This is a genomic window from Limnohabitans sp. MORI2, from assembly GCF_027925025.1.
In the GTDB taxonomy this organism is placed as follows: Bacteria; Pseudomonadota; Gammaproteobacteria; order Burkholderiales; family Burkholderiaceae_C; genus Limnohabitans.
Map to the genome: position 1 here is coordinate 77,996 of NZ_AP027058.1, position 16,613 is coordinate 94,608.

The 16,613-nt window shown below is 54.4% G+C and carries 18 protein-coding genes; 10 read left to right on the plus strand and 8 right to left on the minus strand.

Translation table 11 applies throughout. The features are described 5' to 3' along the window. The first annotated feature begins 1 nt into the window (after position 1). The 6 genes from QMG27_RS00330 (at position 2) to QMG27_RS00355 (ending at position 5,105) form a co-directional block, all read left to right on the plus strand. A complete protein-coding gene (locus tag QMG27_RS00330; RefSeq protein ID WP_281812009.1) occupies positions 2-1,342 on the plus strand; it encodes an ATP-binding protein in 1,341 nt (446 codons plus the stop codon). Positions 1,343-1,396: 54 nt separating this feature from the next. Then, positions 1,397-1,828 carry a glycerate kinase gene (locus tag QMG27_RS00335; RefSeq protein WP_281812011.1) on the plus strand — a complete coding sequence of 144 codons (432 nt, stop codon included), beginning with the start codon at positions 1,397-1,399 and terminating at the stop codon, positions 1,826-1,828. A gap of 90 nt (positions 1,829-1,918) precedes the next feature. Further along, entirely contained in the window at positions 1,919-2,860 is a 942-nt protein-coding gene (locus QMG27_RS00340) for a branched-chain amino acid transaminase (RefSeq protein WP_281812012.1), read from the plus strand. A 31-nt stretch (positions 2,861-2,891) separates the two neighbouring features. Next, a complete protein-coding gene (locus QMG27_RS00345) occupies positions 2,892-3,095 on the plus strand; it encodes a zinc-finger domain-containing protein (RefSeq protein ID WP_281812014.1) in 204 nt (67 codons plus the stop codon). Next, positions 3,079-4,140, plus strand: a complete 1,062-nt coding sequence (waaF, locus tag QMG27_RS00350) for a lipopolysaccharide heptosyltransferase II (protein ID WP_281812016.1) — start codon at positions 3,079-3,081, stop codon at positions 4,138-4,140. The genes QMG27_RS00345 and waaF overlap by 17 nt, the downstream gene beginning before the upstream one ends. A 50-nt stretch (positions 4,141-4,190) precedes the next feature. Then, positions 4,191-5,105 (plus strand): DUF535 family protein, encoded by a 915-nt coding sequence (locus tag QMG27_RS00355; protein WP_281812018.1) that lies wholly within the window; start codon positions 4,191-4,193, stop codon positions 5,103-5,105. Between the two features lie 9 nt (positions 5,106-5,114). Here QMG27_RS00355 and QMG27_RS00360 read toward each other — a convergent pair whose 3' ends face one another. Next, on the minus strand, positions 5,115-6,107 hold the full coding sequence (locus tag QMG27_RS00360; RefSeq protein ID WP_281812020.1) for a glycosyltransferase family 9 protein: 993 nt from the start codon (positions 6,105-6,107) through the stop codon (positions 5,115-5,117). 55 nt (positions 6,108-6,162) lie between these two features. Here QMG27_RS00360 and QMG27_RS00365 point away from each other — a divergent pair, with 55 nt between their 5' ends. Continuing rightward, complete coding sequence (locus tag QMG27_RS00365; RefSeq protein WP_281812022.1) at positions 6,163-7,200, plus strand: nitronate monooxygenase; 1,038 nt, start codon at positions 6,163-6,165, stop codon at positions 7,198-7,200. Here QMG27_RS00365 and QMG27_RS00370 read toward each other — a convergent pair whose 3' ends face one another. The 3 genes from QMG27_RS00370 to QMG27_RS00380 form a co-directional block, all read right to left on the minus strand. Further along, positions 7,201-8,436 (minus strand): HAMP domain-containing sensor histidine kinase, encoded by a 1,236-nt coding sequence (locus tag QMG27_RS00370; protein WP_281812024.1) that lies wholly within the window; start codon positions 8,434-8,436, stop codon positions 7,201-7,203. Position 8,437: 1 nt separating this feature from the next. Beyond that, positions 8,438-9,145, minus strand: coding sequence for a response regulator transcription factor (locus QMG27_RS00375; RefSeq protein ID WP_281812026.1), 708 nt, complete (start codon positions 9,143-9,145; stop codon positions 8,438-8,440). A gap of 64 nt (positions 9,146-9,209) precedes the next feature. Continuing rightward, positions 9,210-10,517 carry an AmpG family muropeptide MFS transporter gene (locus QMG27_RS00380; RefSeq protein ID WP_281812027.1) on the minus strand — a complete coding sequence of 436 codons (1,308 nt, stop codon included), beginning with the start codon at positions 10,515-10,517 and terminating at the stop codon, positions 9,210-9,212. Positions 10,518-10,553: 36 nt separating this feature from the next. On the opposite strand from QMG27_RS00380, the gene QMG27_RS00385 reads away from it, so the two are divergent. Continuing rightward, entirely contained in the window at positions 10,554-11,381 is an 828-nt protein-coding gene (locus QMG27_RS00385; RefSeq protein ID WP_281812029.1) for a M48 family metallopeptidase, read from the plus strand. Between the two features lie 12 nt (positions 11,382-11,393). On the opposite strand, the gene QMG27_RS00390 is transcribed toward QMG27_RS00385, so the two are convergent. After that, on the minus strand, positions 11,394-12,032 hold the full coding sequence (locus QMG27_RS00390; RefSeq protein WP_281812031.1) for an MBL fold metallo-hydrolase: 639 nt from the start codon (positions 12,030-12,032) through the stop codon (positions 11,394-11,396). 446 nt (positions 12,033-12,478) lie between these two features. Between QMG27_RS00390 and QMG27_RS00395 the strand changes: the two genes are divergently transcribed. Continuing rightward, positions 12,479-13,021: a phasin family protein gene (locus QMG27_RS00395; protein ID WP_281812033.1), complete on the plus strand. Its 543-nt coding sequence runs from the start codon at positions 12,479-12,481 to the stop codon at positions 13,019-13,021. Positions 13,022-13,072: 51 nt separating this feature from the next. Here QMG27_RS00395 and QMG27_RS00400 read toward each other — a convergent pair whose 3' ends face one another. Continuing rightward, positions 13,073-13,261: a hypothetical protein gene (locus tag QMG27_RS00400; RefSeq protein ID WP_281812035.1), complete on the minus strand. Its 189-nt coding sequence runs from the start codon at positions 13,259-13,261 to the stop codon at positions 13,073-13,075. 402 nt (positions 13,262-13,663) lie between these two features. Here QMG27_RS00400 and QMG27_RS00405 point away from each other — a divergent pair, with 402 nt between their 5' ends. Next, the gene (locus tag QMG27_RS00405) at positions 13,664-15,529 is read left to right on the plus strand and encodes a M14 family zinc carboxypeptidase (protein ID WP_281812037.1); all 1,866 of its coding nucleotides are present in this window, start codon (positions 13,664-13,666) and stop codon (positions 15,527-15,529) included. 142 nt (positions 15,530-15,671) lie between these two features. Here QMG27_RS00405 and panD read toward each other — a convergent pair whose 3' ends face one another. Together panD and QMG27_RS00415 are read right to left on the minus strand one after the other, a co-directional pair. Further along, entirely contained in the window at positions 15,672-16,076 is a 405-nt protein-coding gene (gene panD, locus QMG27_RS00410; protein WP_281812039.1) for an aspartate 1-decarboxylase, read from the minus strand. Positions 16,077-16,150: 74 nt separating this feature from the next. Continuing rightward, positions 16,151-16,612, minus strand: coding sequence for a cytochrome c (locus QMG27_RS00415; protein ID WP_281812041.1), 462 nt, complete (start codon positions 16,610-16,612; stop codon positions 16,151-16,153). Between the last annotated feature and the right edge of the window lies 1 nt (position 16,613).

Here is a 16,613-nt window from a genome sequence, read left to right on the forward strand (position 1 = left end):
CATGTTACAAAAATTCTCATTACAGCAGCGCTTGCTCACGCGCACCCTAGGCGGTGTTTTGGTGGTGTGGGTGGCCACGGCTGCCTTTGTTTGGTTTGAAGCGCAGCATGAAGTCGATGAGTTGCTAGACGCCCACTTGGCGCAATCGGCGGCCTTGTTGGTGGTGCAGCAGAACGCCACGCCAGAAGACGAAGAGCCTTTGTTGGATGCGCCCACCTTGCACAAATACGCCCATCGCGTCGCCTACCAAGTGTTTGACGAAGATCGCTTGGTCATGCATTCGCCCAATGTGGCGCACGAGCCCATGGCGCAGCACAAGTCAGGTTTTGAAACGCTGACTTTGCCCGATGGCAAATCGTGGCGCGTTTTTGCAGCCCCTGGGCGCGAACATGATGTGCAAATTTATGTGGCCGAGCGCTTAGACAGCCGCGACGAAATTTTGCGTGCGGTGCTGCTGGGCTTCTTGCCGCCGCTCACCATTGCCTTGCCGCTGTTGCTGATTGGCCTGTGGTGGAACGTGCGTTCAGGCCTGCAACCCTTGCAGCGCTTACGCCAAGCGCTGATCAAGCGCGACACCCAAACTCTCACGCCCGTGAGTCTGCCCGAAACGCCCCAAGAAGTGCAGCCCATGTTGGACGCGCTCAACGACTTGCTGCAGCGCTTGGCCCAACGCATGGAGACCGAGCGCCGCTTTACTGCCGATGCTGCCCACGAGCTGCGCACGCCCATTGCCGCCATTCGCGCCCAAGCGCAAGTGGCGCTTACCTCCGCCGCTCATGACCAAGTGCGCCAGCAAGCCTTGCAAGACACCTTGCTGGGTTGTGATCGCGCCTCGCGTGTGGTCGAGCAGTTGCTCACACTGGCCCGTGTCGAAGGCCCGCAAGATGTAGCGTCTGAACCCTTTCGCCTAGACCAACTGGCCCAACAAGTCATGGCCGACCTCACACCCGATGCTTTGCGCCGAGGCCAAACGCTGGAGCTGCTGGCACCTGAGCCATTGCAAGTCAACGGGCAAAGCACGTTGTGGCAGATCTTGCTTCGCAACCTGATTGACAACGCTTTGCGCTACAGCCCCGATGGGGCGGTGGTGCGCATCCATGCGCAGCGCTTGGACGGTCACCATGCCCAAGTGACCGTGGAAGACAGTGGCGCTGGGCTGTCGAGTGCTGACATGGCTCGCTTAGGTGAGCGTTTCTTCCGAGTGTTGGGCACTGAGGCTACGGGTAGCGGCTTGGGTTGGTCCATCGTGCGTCACATTGCCAGCTTGCAGCAAGTCGATGTGCAGCTGGGCAAGTCGGCCGATTTGGGTGGTTTGCAAGTTACGCTGCATTGCTCTGTTTAGCTTGCCGTGATGCGGGGGTTCGAAGATCCGCACTGAGCCTGAGACAATAGGCGCATGAACTTTCAAAGATATTTGGTGCCCATTGGAGCGGTAGGCCTGACGGCTTGGGCTTGGCAAAGCTGGGGCTGGATGGGCATTGCCATGGTGGTGACGGGCGGCGTCATGTGGCTGCTCTTGTATTTCACGCGTTTGGTACAAATCATGAAGCGGGCCAGCAACCGCCCGATTGGCTTTGTCGACAGCGCCGTCATGCTCAATGCCAAGCTCAAAGCTGGCGTCAGCTTGATGCACGTCATTGCGATGACCAAAGCCTTGGGCCAAGCAGAGTCCGAAAAGGGCGCTCAGCCCGAGGTCTTCAGCTGGCGCGATGGCAGCCAATCGGTCGTGCGCTGCGTGTTTGTGCAGGGCAAGCTGCAAAGCTGGACCCTGGATCGCCCCTTCCAAGCCACAGACGTCGAACCGGTCAGCCACGCGGCGAACGACTAAGCGCTTTGAATTGGCGGGTTCTAGCCCCGTTAAAATGAAGTATTACGCCAAAACAGGCGACAACAACATCATCAGTCCAAAGGAAATCCCATGAGCGTCGTGATCCCATCATCCATGTCTGACCGTGACGGCAAAATCTGGATGGACGGCCAGATGGTCGATTGGCGCGACGCCAAGATCCATGTGTTGAGCCACACCCTGCACTACGGTTGCGGCGCTTTTGAAGGCGTACGCGCATACAAAACCGAGCAAGGCACAGCCATCTTCCGTTTGCAAGAGCACACCGACCGCTTGTTCAACAGCGCCAAGATCTTGCGCATGAACATTCCGTTCACCAAAGAGCAAGTCAACCAAGCGCAATGCGATGTGGTGCGTGAGAACAAGCTGGAGTCCGGCTACTTGCGTCCCCTGACTTGGATTGGCGATAAGAAATTGGGCGTCAGCCCCAAAGGCAACACCATCCATTTGATGGTCGCAGCATGGACATGGGGTGCATACCTCGGCGAAGAAGGCATGAAGCGCGGCATCCGCGTGAAGACTTCTAGCTACACCCGCCACCACGTCAACATCACCATGACGCAAGCCAAAGCGGTGAGCAACTACACCAACTCCATCCTGGCCAATATGGAAGTAACTGACGAAGGTTACGACGAGGCCTTGTTGCTCGACACCTCAGGCTTTGTGTCTGAAGGCGCTGGCGAAAACATCTTCGTGGTCAAAGACGGCGTCATCTACACGCCCGACTTGTCAGCTGGCGCTTTGAACGGCATCACCCGCAACACTGTGTTCCACATCGCCAAAGATTTGGGCCTTGAGATTGTGCAAAAGCGCATCACGCGTGACGAGGTGTACATCGCTGATGAAGCCTTCTTCACAGGCACTGCTGCAGAAGTCACACCGATTCGTGAACTCGACCGCATCCAATTGGGTGCAGGCAGCCGCGGCCCGATCACTGAAAAAATCCAAACAGCGTTCTTTGACATCGTCAACGGCCGCAACCCCAAGTACGCACACTGGCTCACCAAAGTCTAAGCAGCGACGTTTGAACTTTTAGGAAAAGAACATGAGCAACACAGTTGAACTCTTGGCCAAAGATTTAAACGGCAACGGCGGCGTTTACTGCCCCAGCGCCAAGGCCGATATGAAACTCTGGAACAGCCACCCCAAGGTTTACTTGGATGTGGCCAGCACCGGTGAAGCCAAGTGCCCTTACTGCGGCACTGTGTACAAACTCAAAGCCGGCGAGCACGTTGGCGGCCATCACTAAAAACGCGCTCATCATTGCACCCCAATGGATTGGGGATGCGGTGATGACCGAGCCCTTGCTACGTCGCTTGGCTGCGCGTGGCGAGCGCCTCACCGTCGCTGCTTTGCCTTGGATTGCACCGGTTTACCGTGTGATGCCAGGTGTGGCTGAGGTGATTGAAATGCCGTTCAAGCACGGTGGCTTGCAGCTGATGGGGCGCATCAAATTGGCGGCCCAACTGCGTGGCAAGTTTGATGTGGCCTATGTGTGCCCCAACTCCTTGAAGAGTGCCTTGCTGCCCTGGATGGCTGGCATTGCCAAACGCGTGGGCTATACCGGCGAGATGCGTTACGGTCTTCTGACTGACCGCCTCGGTAATCCTGATACCGAAGAGCGCCCGCCGATGGTGGAGTGGTACGCCGCGCTCAGCTTGGTCGGCCAAAGCCGCAGCGGTCCGATGAAACTGGTGGGTGATTTGCGCCCCGTGCTCAAAGCACCCGTCGGTGTGTTGGATGAGGCGCTAGAGCAACTTGCAACCGACATGCCCACCTTGCCGACTTTGGCCAAGCACAGTTTTGTGGTGTTTGCGCCTGGTGCTGAATACGGCCCTGCCAAACGATGGCCTGCAAAGCATTTTGCCGAGTTGGCAGGCAAGATTGATCGACCTGTCTTTTTGCTCGGTTCCAACAAAGAGTTCGACATCTGCCAAGAAATTGCCACGGCTGCCAACGCAAGCAAGCCAGGTCACTGCTTTAACTTGGCGGGGCAAACCAACTTGATGCAGGCCTTTGCGCTGATTGCCTATGCGTTTCGTGTGGTGAGCAATGACTCGGGCTTGATGCATGTGGCAGCTGCCTTTGGTGTGCCACAAGTGGCTGTATTTGGCTCATCGAGTCCAGAGCACACCCCGCCATTGAATGATCGCGCGCGCGTGGTCTGGCTGCGTGTCGATAAAAACTACCAACCCCCGCTGGCGTGTGCCCCTTGCTACGAACGCACTTGTCCACTCGGTCACATGCGTTGCTTAGAAGATGTCGCAGCCGAGCGGGTGTACCGCTTGCTGTGAAAACAAAGGCCACATTGTGGGTGGCCGTCAAATCATTGAATTGAGAATATATGTGGTCTAACTCAGAAGAGCTTTTCTTGCTCACCGACAACTTGGCCGGTGGGAAGATTCAGACCATGAAGCGTCGCTTGAAGTTCAAGCTAAGACAAACACTTTTTCGCTCCGAGCTTGCAGAAGTCCAGCAGTACTTTGAGTCGCATCAACTGACCAGCTTGTTGGAGAGAGACCCCTCTTTGCTGCTCAAGTGCACACGCGCTTATCTCTGGACGGGTTTAGACAGTCAAGCACGCGCCAAGGCGCAGCTCGCTTTTATGGAGTGGTTTGAGCAAAAGTTCAAAGCGTCTTTCATGCGCTCTTTTTATGAGCCTGAAAGGATGAGCATCGCCAAGATTCGACATAACGAGACAGACTTCGAGGTCATGCTTGGCCCCAGCCGTGGTTTGGGTCGAGAAGGCGAGCTGATGTTGACGTTGCATGTCAACGGGGTCTTATTGATGCGCTCATCGATCAGTGTGTTGCCTGCCCACATGCTTGGATTGCCAGGCGATGGTCACGCCATGTTTTTAGGCTGTTTCCAAGGTGTCTCGAACACCAAGGATTTGATCAAACAGGCCACGCAGGCTTTAGAGCGCACAAAGCCCGGGTTCTTTTTGCTTCATGCGATACAGGCGCTGGCTCAAACTTGGGGCTTGACGGACATTGTGGGGGTGGCAGACAAAAAGCACGCCTACGCCAACTATTTCAGTTTGTCTAAACGCATCAGCATGAGTTATGACGAGCTCTGGCAGCAACTGGGTGCAACTGAACAGACATCGCAGGGACATTGGTTATTGCCCGTCGTATGGGAGCCGCGCCCTGAGCATGAGGTCGAGTCGAAGAAACGATCCGCCTTGAAGAGGCGCAACGCCTTGCGTCAACAATTCATGGACGTCTGTGTGGCTGGTTTTCAACAGTTCGGCCACTGAGTGCTGAGCTCAGTGAGCCTGAACATGACGGCGCGAATGAGGTTGCGTCATCACCTCATTCAATGCAGCCATCACGTCTGACACATGAATGTCGCTCACCACTTTTCCTGAACTCGCTTCAATTTGTATGTAGGTATCAGACAAAGGTGTCCAAACTTTCGTCGGACCGGCAGGCAAATACAACGCAACCACTGGGATATTCCAAGCGCTGGCTGCGTGAACAGCATAGGTGTCTGGAGTGAGTACGAAGTCTGCCGTACGAATGACGCGAAGAGAGTGGCTCACGCTTGGATGAAAACGTGAAATAGCGACGCGAGGCTCTAAACCCGACATGGCTTTGAGAAGTTCAGTCTCGTGGCTAGGGCTAGCACTCAAAAGCTGGATGTTCATCGTTGGATGCTGAGCCAGCACGTTCACAACAAAGTCATGTAACCAAGCGGTAGACAGAGAGCGATTGGACGTACTACTTTGGCTGTTGATGACCAACAAGGGATGAGCCTGCTCGACTTCTGTAGCTAATGGCTGTTCGTCAAGGCGAATGTCATATCGGTATGAATTGACCGGAATGTTCAGTGTGCGCAAAAGTTGAACATGTCGCTCAGAGTAGTGTGATGTCTCGGATATGCCATGAATCACGACATCATTAGGCAACGGATGGATGGGATGCTCAGAAAATAAGAAACGTTGCTTGGCATTCACCATGTTCAAAACAATTTGCTGCGAAGGATTTGCCAAATCCAATCCGAAGTGCACCACCATGTCGTACCGAACCAGTCGCGCTTTAAAGCTGGCCCACATGCGAGAAAACACGTTGCGACTCGGAGATACATGCAACCATTTAACATCTGGGTGGTGTTTATAGAGCGCCGCATTGCTCGGGCCACAAAGTACGCCTATTTCGCAGTCAGGCATGTGCGTACGCAACGGTTTGAAGATGCCCGTTGCCACAATGGCATCGCCAACTTTGTTGTCGTGTGACAAGATAAGAATGCGTTTTTTCATGGAATTCAATTGGATGAACGCTCAGGTATAAATTTAGATTTCCATCATAGTCGCCATGTCACTCCATCACATTCTTAAAACTCGCTATCCCCTCATTCAAGCGCCCATGGCGGGCGTGCAAGACAGCAGCTTGGCGATGGCCGTGAGCGCTGCTGGAGGTTTGGGTTCGCTGCCTGCAGCCATGCTGGATGCTCAAAGTTTGCGACGTGAATTGCAAGTGCTGCAAGCCAGTGGCTTGCCGTACAACGTCAATTTCTTTTGCCACACAACGCCTACGCACACGACGACCGCTGAATCGGCGTGGCAAGCCACTTTGCGACCCTATTACCAAGAATTTGGCGTTGACCCATCCACCATTCCCGCTGCACCTGGACGTCGCCCGTTCGATGAAGAAATGGCGGAAGTGCTGGAGGAGTTCACCCCCACGGTGGTGAGCTTTCACTTTGGTTTGCCGAGTCAACCGCTGTTGGCGCGTGTCAAAGCGCGTGGTGCGTTGGTGTTGTCGTCCGCAACGACGTTGAAGGAGGCGCAATGGTTGGTTTCGCACGGCGCTGATGGCGTGATTGCACAGGGGCTAGAAGCGGGTGGGCATCGTGGCCATTTTTTAGACCGTGATGTGACAGCACAGTCAAATTTATTGACCCTGCTCCAGCAACTGACACCGAATATTCATGTACCCATCATCGCTGCTGGCGGCATCGCTGATGCACACGATGTGCATGCGGCCATGTCTGCAGGTGCCTCGGCTGTGCAAGTGGGCACGTCATTCTTGTTGTGCCACGAAGCCAAGACCAGCGCACTTCATCGTGCGCGTTTGCGTGATGTGCAAGCGCCGACAGCGCTGACCAATTTATTCACAGGGGGGTTGGCGAGAGGCATGTTCAACCGAGTGATGCACGAGATCGGCCCTGAAAACGCAACCGCCCCCATATTCCCCATGGCCACGCAAAGCATCGCTCCGTTGCGTGCGAAAGCCGAGGCGAAGGGGTGTGATGACTTCACGCCTTTGTGGTCCGGCATCAACCGTTCGGGGTGTGCAGAATGTTCTGCGGCCGAGATGGTGCAGCGGTTAGTGGCCGGGTTTGCTTGCTGATCAGGCTGGCAGCATCACCACGAACCTAGCGCCACCGCCTTCACGGTCTTCGCAATGAACGCGGCCACCATGGCGCTGCACGATGGATTTCACCAACGACAAGCCCAGACCCACGCCACCTTCGCGCTCGCTGGCGCCTGGCAAGCGATAAAACGGTTCAAAAATTCGTTCGCGCAAGTCAGGTGGCACACCTGGGCCACGGTCACACACGCACAACCGGACCCAGTTTTCTTGGTCAACAGTCTGAGCGCTGAGCTGTACCTCAATGTCTGACGTGCCGTAGCGGCGCGCGTTCTCTAACAAGTTACGCAAAACACGGCGCAGCAGCTTGGCCACGCCGGGAACGATGATGCTGCGTGGGTCGAAACCCAATTCCAAATGCGCTTGCACACGGGCGCACTCTTCGCTGGCAAGGCCTGTCAAGTCGACAGGTTCAATGGTGCCGAGGTCGGCTTCTTTGGCGTCGAGTCGGCTAGCCAACAAAATCTCATCAATCAGTTGATCGAGCTCGCTCACACTGCGCGAAATCTCAGCCTTCATGGTTGGCGAAGGCGAGTCGCCCATCAACTCTAATCCCATGCGAATGCGGGTGAGGGGTGAGCGCAGTTCATGTGAGGCATTGGCCAGCAGCGATTTGTGCGACGTGACCAGTTGCTCCACTTGTTCGGCGGCATGGTTGAAGCGTTGTGCAAGGTAGGCCACTTCGTCATTGCCTTGCTCTGCCACACGGGCCGACAAGTTACCCGTGCCCCACTGCTCCACACCTTTTTGCAAATTCTCCAAGCGGCGTGTGAGTCGGCGAACGATGGGATATGTGCCAAGCGCCACAGCTAAGGCCACCAAGCCCAAGGTCCACGCGAAGCCAAAAGGCGTGCGTGACCAAAAGTTGCGGGGTGGGCGAGGCAAATGCACATGCATCATTTCGCCGTTGTGCATGCGCACCATGAATTCAGGGCCCGAGCCAAAGTGTCCTGGCGGATGAGGCATGTCTGGGTCGGGCACCGGAGGTGCTTCAATTGGCAGATTATCCAGTGGTCGCAAACGTGCTTTGCCCTCGCCCACCAATTCGCCAGACGTGTTGCGCACCATCACTTCGCGCAGCGGAGGCTCGGCCGACATGCGCATGACCCAACCCGTGAGCAGGGTCAACACCGCCACTGCAAACACCACGGCCAACCAAATGCGCACGTACAAGGGCAAGTGCAACGAACGGTTGGGTGTGGATGAGGAAGTCATGTCAGTCTTGCTGTTTGGCGAACACGTAGCCTACGCCGCGCACGGTGAGGATCCTTTTGGGGGCTTTGGGATCGTCTTCAATGGCGGTTCGAATGCGACCCATGTGTACGTCAATCGAGCGATCGAAAGCTTCTAGCTCACGGCCGCGTACGGCCCCCATGATTTGGTCACGCGACAGCACACGGCCAGCGCGCTCAGCCAATACCCACAGCAAATCAAACTGGTAAGAGGTGAGGTCACACACTTGTCCTTGCACGGTGACGGTACGGGCATCGCGATCGAGCTCAAGAGAGCCGAATTTCAAAGTTTGGTGTGAGGTTTTGGTGGTTTCATGTGGCGCATGTCGTCGCAGCACGGCGCGAATGCGTGCCAGTAATTCGCGAGGCTCAAACGGCTTCGGCAGGTAGTCGTCAGCGCCGAGTTCCAAGCCCACGATGCGGTCCATCGGGTCGCCTTTGGCGGTCAGCATCAGAACGGGGGTTTGTGCCAGAGTACCAGGCAAAGCTCGGATGCGTTTGCAAACCTCTAAGCCGTCCATGTCAGGCAGCATCAAATCGAGCAGCACCATAGAAGGGTGGATGTCTTGCAGGGTTTTGAGTCCGTTCAAGCCATTCGGTGCGTGCTGCACTGAAAAACCGGATTGTTCTAAGTACTCGCTCACCATATTGGCAAGGCGATGATCATCTTCAATCAAAAGCAAGGTATTCATGGTGGGCTCATCATGCACTTGCCAAGTGTGTGCTTCTCTGAACGCGAGGTAAAGACAAGGTAAATCAGCGAGGTGACAACCTCGAAGCCCACCACACCAAAAGCAACACAGGCGCACCTAACAACGCGGTGCTCGTGAAAAACGCCTCATAGCCATGCGCGTCCACATACACGCCCGAAAAGCCAGCCAACCATTTCGGGGCCAGCAACATCATGGAGCTGAACAGCGCGTACTGTGTGGCCGAGTAGTTCACGTTTGTCAGGCTCGACAAATATGCAATGAATGCTGCGGACGCAATGCCGCTGGCCAAGTTGTCTGCCGAAATGACCCAGACCAAAGCCGTTAGATCATGGCCGCGTGTGGCCAGCCATGCAAACAACAAATTGGTCAAAGCGCTGAGCACAGCACCCAACATGAGAATGCGCATCACACCCAAGCGCATCGACAACACGCCACCGATGAATGCACCCAGCAAGGTCATGATCACGCCAAATACTTTGGTGACGGCCGCCACTTCGTCTTTGGTGTAGCCCATGTCCACATAAAACGGATTGGCCATGATGCCCATCACCACATCGCTGATGCGGTAGACGGCAATCAGCCCAAGGATGATCGCTGCTTGCCAGCGGTAGCGCCGAATGAAGTCGGCAAAGGGTTCAATGAGTGCGCCACGCAACCATTCAGCGGCATTGCGTGCAGGGGGCAGTTCACGCAAGGCCGGCTCTGGAGACACCCACACTGTGAGCACGCCCACACCCATCGAAGCCGCCATGACCAAATATGCAGTTTGCCAAGCTGTGTGTTGGTAGGTCGTTTCTTCAGCACCTGAAGCACGAGCGGCCACCCACAGCACGCCAGCGCCCGCCCAAATCATGGCCAAGCGGTAGCCGGTTTGATAGGTTGCGGCCAAGGCCGCTTGGTGCTGGGTGTCGGCGGATTCAATGCGAAAAGCATCCAATGCAATGTCTTGTGTGGCCGAACCAAATGCCACAACAAGCGCACACCACACCACAGGTTCTAACGCCACTTGTGGGTCTAGCATCGCCATGCCCACCAAGCCCGCCATCACCATGATTTGGGACAACAGCAGCCAACTGCGGCGGCGACCCAGCCAGTGGGTGAGCAAGGGCAAAGGCAAACGGTCGACCAAGGGCGACCACACCCACTTGAAGCCATAAGCCAAACCGACCCAACTTAAAAAACCAATTGTGCTGCGGTCAATGCCCGCTTCGCGCAGGCGAAAACTCAGGGTACCTAAGACCAACAACAGCGGCAAACCTGCCGAAAAACCAAGACACAACATGCGCCAAGACGCAGGCTCGAGGTACACACGTAAGGCTGCAAGCCAACTTGGTTTTGTTGTATCGTTCATGCCTCTATTTTCAGGCTTTCATCAAGAGAATTTTCTATGGTCACCAAACGTGCTTTTCTTTACGGTTGTGTGGGTTGCGCATGCGGTTTAGGCAGCGGTGCGTTGCTCGCGCGCGATGGCGTAGAAGTCAACAAAGAGGCCTCGGTGTTTGCAGGGCTCGTGCCAGCAGCCGAGGTGGAGCAATCGGCTCGCAAACAATACAGCGACATGATGAAAGAAGCCGCTAGCAAAAACGCGCTGGGGCCAGACAACCATCCACAGGTGATTCGTTTGCGCCGCATTGCCAAAGAGCTGATCCCGCACAGCTTTGAATGGAATCCGCGTGCCAAAGAGTGGACCTGGGAAGTGAACTTGGTGGGCTCCAACCAAATCAACGCGTTTTGTATGCCCGGTGGCAAGATTGCCTTTTACAGCGGCATCCTCACACAGTTGCAACTGACGGATGATGAAGTGGCCATGGTCATGGGCCACGAAATTGCCCATGCCTTGCGCGAACACGCCCGTGAGCGCATGGGTAAAGCGGCTGCCACCAATGGCGTGGCAACAATTGGCAGTACGGTTGCGGCCGTGTTCTTTGGTGTGAATCCACAACTTACGGATTTGGTTGCCAAACAAGGTGCTAACTTGTTGAACCTCAAATTCAGCCGCGATGATGAAACCGAGGCGGACTTGGTGGGTATGGAAATCGCCGCCCGTGCCGGCTACGACCCGCGTGCAGGCATCACCCTGTGGCAAAAAATGAGTGCAGCCAACAAAGGTGCGCCGCCGCAATGGCTCAGCACGCACCCTTCGGGCAACACGCGGATTGAAGAAATTCAGGCCAACTTGCCCAAGGTCATGCCGCTATACGAGCGGACCAAATAACACTTTGATGCGTCAGGTGCCACCCACATAGGGGTTGGTTTTGCGTTCTCGACCAAATGTGCTTTCAGGGCCATGGCCGGGAATGAAAACAGTGTCGTCACCCATCGGCCACAAACGCTGGGTGATGCTGTTGATCAAGTCGTCATGGTTGCCGCGAGGAAAGTCTGTGCGACCAATGCTCCCGGCAAACAACACATCCCCCACAAAAGCACGCTTGATTTCGGGTGAGTAGAACACCACATGCCCAGGCGTGTGGCCCGGACAGTGACGCACTTGCAACGTGTGTTGCCCGAGGGTGACGGTGTCGTTGTCATTCAGCCAGCGCGTGGGGGTGAATGCGCGTGCCGGTGGAAAGCGATAGCTGGCTGCAGCCTGTGGCAGTCCATCAATCCAAAACTGATCGCCTTCATGGGGGCCGAAGATCGGCAAACCCAGCTGTTCGGCCAAGTCTGCCGTGGCGCCGGCATGGTCAATGTGGGCGTGGGTGATCCAGATTTGCTCCAAGGTCACGCCCAACTGTTGGCAGGCTGCCTGAATGACGGGCAAATCGCCACCAGGGTCGATGACTGCGGCTTTCATGGTTTGGTCGCACCAAACGATGGAGCAATTTTGTTGGAATGGGGTGACGGGAACGGTTTCGTACTGCAGCATGCCGCAGATGGTAGCTCGAATGAACGCCTATAAACCCAGCTTTTGAACGTCCGATGTGTAGTTGCGTATGGCTCTCACAAAGCAATAGACCGTCATGGCAAACGCGAGCGACAAAATCACCACATCAAACATGTAACCTGAGAAGTCGCTTAAAAAGATCAAGGAAGCCTCACCGACGGCAACCAGGGCCAAACAGGCTTTGAGGCTGAAATTGAAAAGCTGTTGCATATGGCCAATAGGACAAAATTTGTAAGCTGAGTGCAAAGAATAACCAACGATGCATCTGTGGCAATCTGGTAAATACCTTGTTAAAGCGTTATGGACAAACCATCGTTTCGGCCATGTTTGAGATAGAGAGCTGGCTCTAAAGGGCGCGTTTTGGCTTGTTTTCCGAAAAAGACGCCTATACCATCCCTCCATCGAATTTAATTTTTAAAGGATTGCAAATGCAAAACCAAATCAAACCTCAAGTGGATGCTTCTGTGAAAGCTGCTTTTGACTTGGCCAATATGTCTTTCGCGCAACTCGAGCGTGTGACCGAATTGGCGTTGGAGCAAGCGCGTGTCAATGCGGAATTGGCCCAAGAACAATTGGTCTCGGCTTTAGAAGTCAAAGACCCTGCTGCCGCTTTGGAGCTGTTGAAAGCCCAATTGGAAAACTCGGCTAAAAGCTTGGCAGGTTTTGCTGCGACAGCGTATGAGTTGAGCCAAGAGTTTCAAGCAGAAGGCGCAGCCTTTGCTGAAGGTCATTTTGATCAAGCCCATGCCGCTGCCAACAAGGCTTTGGCTGACAACTTGAAAAAAGCACCTGAAGGCTCGGAAGCTGCTGTGTCAGCTGTGAAAGCGGCCGTGGAAGCTAGCAACAAAGCATTTGCCGAAGTGCGCAAAAACGCCAAAAAGACAGCTGAATTGGCACAAGAAGGTATCGCTAAATTGAAAGAGCATGCCCCTAAAGCAGCAAAGGCTCCTGCACGTCGTAAGTCACGCTAAGCAGACCTTGCCGACAAAAGCCTCTGCGCAATGAAAGCGCAGAGGCTTTTTTTATTTTGAGGTTTTAGTCAAGATCTCTGGTACGCCAGCTTCAGAGCCTTCGCCCCACTTGATTTCAATCGTGTTTGCTAGTTCGTTGGCTCTGCGCAATGACTTGTTGGGTTTGTCTAAAAAAAGCATGGCTGCTGAGCTGATGCTGGCAAGCGTGAAAAATATGGCGATGAGGATGCGTGGTTTCATGGCTTTAGCTGCTTTGTCCCCACAAGATCTCCACCTTGTTATCTGGGGTTGGCTCGCTGCTAGAGCTTGAAGCGTAAATCCAAGACAACAGCGCAATGGCGATTGCGCTCACGATCGCGATGAGCACAAGAGAAATAGAGGATGTAACGATGGCAAATCTCATGGAATAGGGGAAATTTAAAAACCCTAAGATCGTAGTGATTCGCGGTATTTCTCTCAATATCAAATATGTTCTAGAACCTATGCTTTAGTTGATTCGGCCATAGAACTTGCCGAGCCTGACTCCGTGTTTTTTGCCTAAATAAGTCGCTTTATTGAGATCGGCGTAGGGGTGAGAAATCGATCAAAAGAAGACGAGAATCATCAAAATTTTTCTATTCACCTTCTCGTAGAGGGCCTCTTTTGTTCGACGGTAAATTTTTTCTTCGCTGGTTAGTTCTCTTTTTTCTTTGCACCACGAGCGGGTGGGGACAAGCGGCAAAAGAAGCGACGGATTTATTGCAAGCAGAGACGAGCAAGTTTCGTCTGACAGGCGGCTATGCCGAGGTCGAAACGATGTGTCAGACATTGGCGCAAAAGTATCCCGATTCGGCACGTTGCTTCAGCATGGGGCGATCATCAGAGGGGCGACCGCTATGGGTCTTGGCCGTGAGTCGCAGTGGTGCGTTAAACCCCACTCAGGCTAAACGCCAAGGAATCCCCGTGGTATTGGCGATCGGGGGTACGCATGCAGGTGAGATTGACGGTAAAGACGCAGGCCTCATTCTGATTCGCCAATGGCTGAATACGCCACCGAGCCATGATCCGCTGAAACAACAGCTGCTTTTGTTTGTGCCTGTCTTTAATGTGGACGGGCATGAACGCCCAAGTCCCTACAACCGGCCTAATCAAAATGGCCCTGGTTTGCAAGGCGAGCGTGTCACCGCACAACGCATCAACTTGAACCGTGATTGGATGCTGGGTCAATCCCCCGAGATGAACGCGATGCTTCAATTGGTGGCGCAATGGGACCCGCTTCTAACGCTGGATTTGCATGTGACCGATGGTGTTCGCTTTCGCCATGGCGTGTCGTTGTCCATGTCCTCCATGTTCAGTGCTGATGATGCATTGCATGAGGTGTCCGAGCAGCTGTTGAGTGACATGATGTCACGTTTGCGCGCAAAGGGGCAGCATCCACTGGATTTCACCCCGGTTTTGCTTGATTTCGAAAATCCAAGGGCTGGCATCATGCGCGATGCAGACGCACCGCGGTTCTCACATGTGTACGCTGTTCTGCGTAATCGGATAGGGCTCTTGGTCGAACACCATGCCTGGACGCCTTATGCGCAGCGAGTTCGAACGGGCATTGATGTGTTGACTGCAGCGCTGGAGCTGATTGCAAAAGATGGTCGTGAGCTTTTAAAAGTTGCCACCAATGCCGATGAACATTCCGAAAAAATGTACAGCGAGACGGTCGCCTTAGATTGGCACAACCTACTCGAAACAGGTGTTGAAATACCCACGGGTCAAATGGACTTGCTGGGATACGAATACACCACGCACTTGCAAGCACCCGTCGTCGGTGGGCGGCATATCACTTATCACCTGAATGAGCCTGTGGTGTGGCGTGTGCCTGTTTATAACGACATCCAACCTGTCAACGATGCCATTGTTAATTTGCCTCAAGCCGGCTATTTGATCCCCGCAGGATGGGCATCGGTTGTTTTGCCGTATCTTCAAAAGCACCACATCGTCTACCAAACGCTGCCCCGTTCGCTCAAAAGTTTGTCGGTGCAAGCATTGGAAGTTAATTCAGAGAATATTTCGTTTGAATCCAGAACATTTCAAGGTCGACTCAGAACGAATGTGCAAGGTGAGTGGGTGGATGCATATGCGGATTTGCTGGCGGGTTCGCTCTACGTGCCAATACGGCAAGCGCGATCGCTATTGGCTGCACACCTGTTAGAGCCTGTCGCACCAGACTCGTTGTCGCGCTGGGGTTTATTCAACACGGCTTACGAAGTGACGGATCACATCTCAAACCATCGCCAACTTCAAATTGCTCAGTGGATGTATCGCGAAGATCGGCGAATCAGAGAGCGTTATGGTGAGGCGCTTCATCAAAAACTACCCGATTTGCGCAAAGAATATCAAACACGAATGGATCGCGATGATCGTTTCAAAGACGATCCAGAGATGCGCATGGATTTTTGGATCAAACAAATCCCGTACCACGATCCCACATTCAATCGCTACCCGATACTGAGAACAAATCGTGCGCCGTTCTAAGGTGATGGATGGCAATTATGAAAACGCAAAAGCCAACATTGCCGCGTCATCAATCACGTTGAACGTGATGTACGTGGCCACTTGGTAGATCCAAAATAAAACCCGCTCACTCGGAGCGGGTTGATCTTGAGGCCAAGTTAAATTAGCACTCATCCGTGCTGTGACCAGGCGCGGCTTGCGTGGGTACATGGTGGCGCAGGCCCACTTGCTGGTTGTGTTCATCCACAAACACCAGTTGCGGCTCATGCTTGGCCACTTGGTCTTCATGCACTTGCGCGAAGGAGGCAATGATCAACAAGTCGCCCACGCTGGCGCGGCGTGCGGCAGAGCCGTTGACTGAAATCATGCCCGAGCCACGCTCGCCTTTGATCGCGTAGGTGATGAAGCGTTCGCCGTTGTTGATGTTCCAAATATGCACTTGCTCGTTTTCGCAAATATTGGCGGCATCAAGCAAGTTTTCGTCGATGGCGCAGGAGCCCTCGTAATGGAGCTCGCACTGGGTTGTGGCAACGCGGTGGATCTTTGATTTGAGGAGGGTGCGGAACATAGCTGAACAAAATGAAATGGGGCAGGCCCTACATCATAGTGGCCTAGCGCGTTTCAGTTCGATGGGGCGATTGCCTAAGGTTTTTGGGCGAGTAATCGTGCCCGCGTGGCCATCACATCTTTGAGGGGATTGGCACGTGCTTGTTGGATTTCTTGAGCGGTGTAGGGCGTAAATGTTGGCCTATTGATATCGGTGACCAAGTTGGTGAAGACCCAGTTTGTCACGCGTGCCACATCGATGTCGCTCAAGCCTGACCCCATGACCCCCGGCACTTGCACCAAGAAACGTCGACCTTCCGGGTGCGTCAAAAACCGACCGAGTTGCCGCATATCGGGCACCTGACCGAGCTCAGAGCCCGAGCCGTCCATGCCGTGGCAACCGGCGCAATGCAAAACATACAAACTTCGGGGGCTGCTGGTGGTGGCTACCGAAGGGGCTTCAGCCCGTACGGGTGCGGCCGTTCCCAACACGCCAGCTTGTAGATGCAGACTGCTCAGGCAAGCCATTGCAAACACCAAGCCAGCCACCAACCGCATG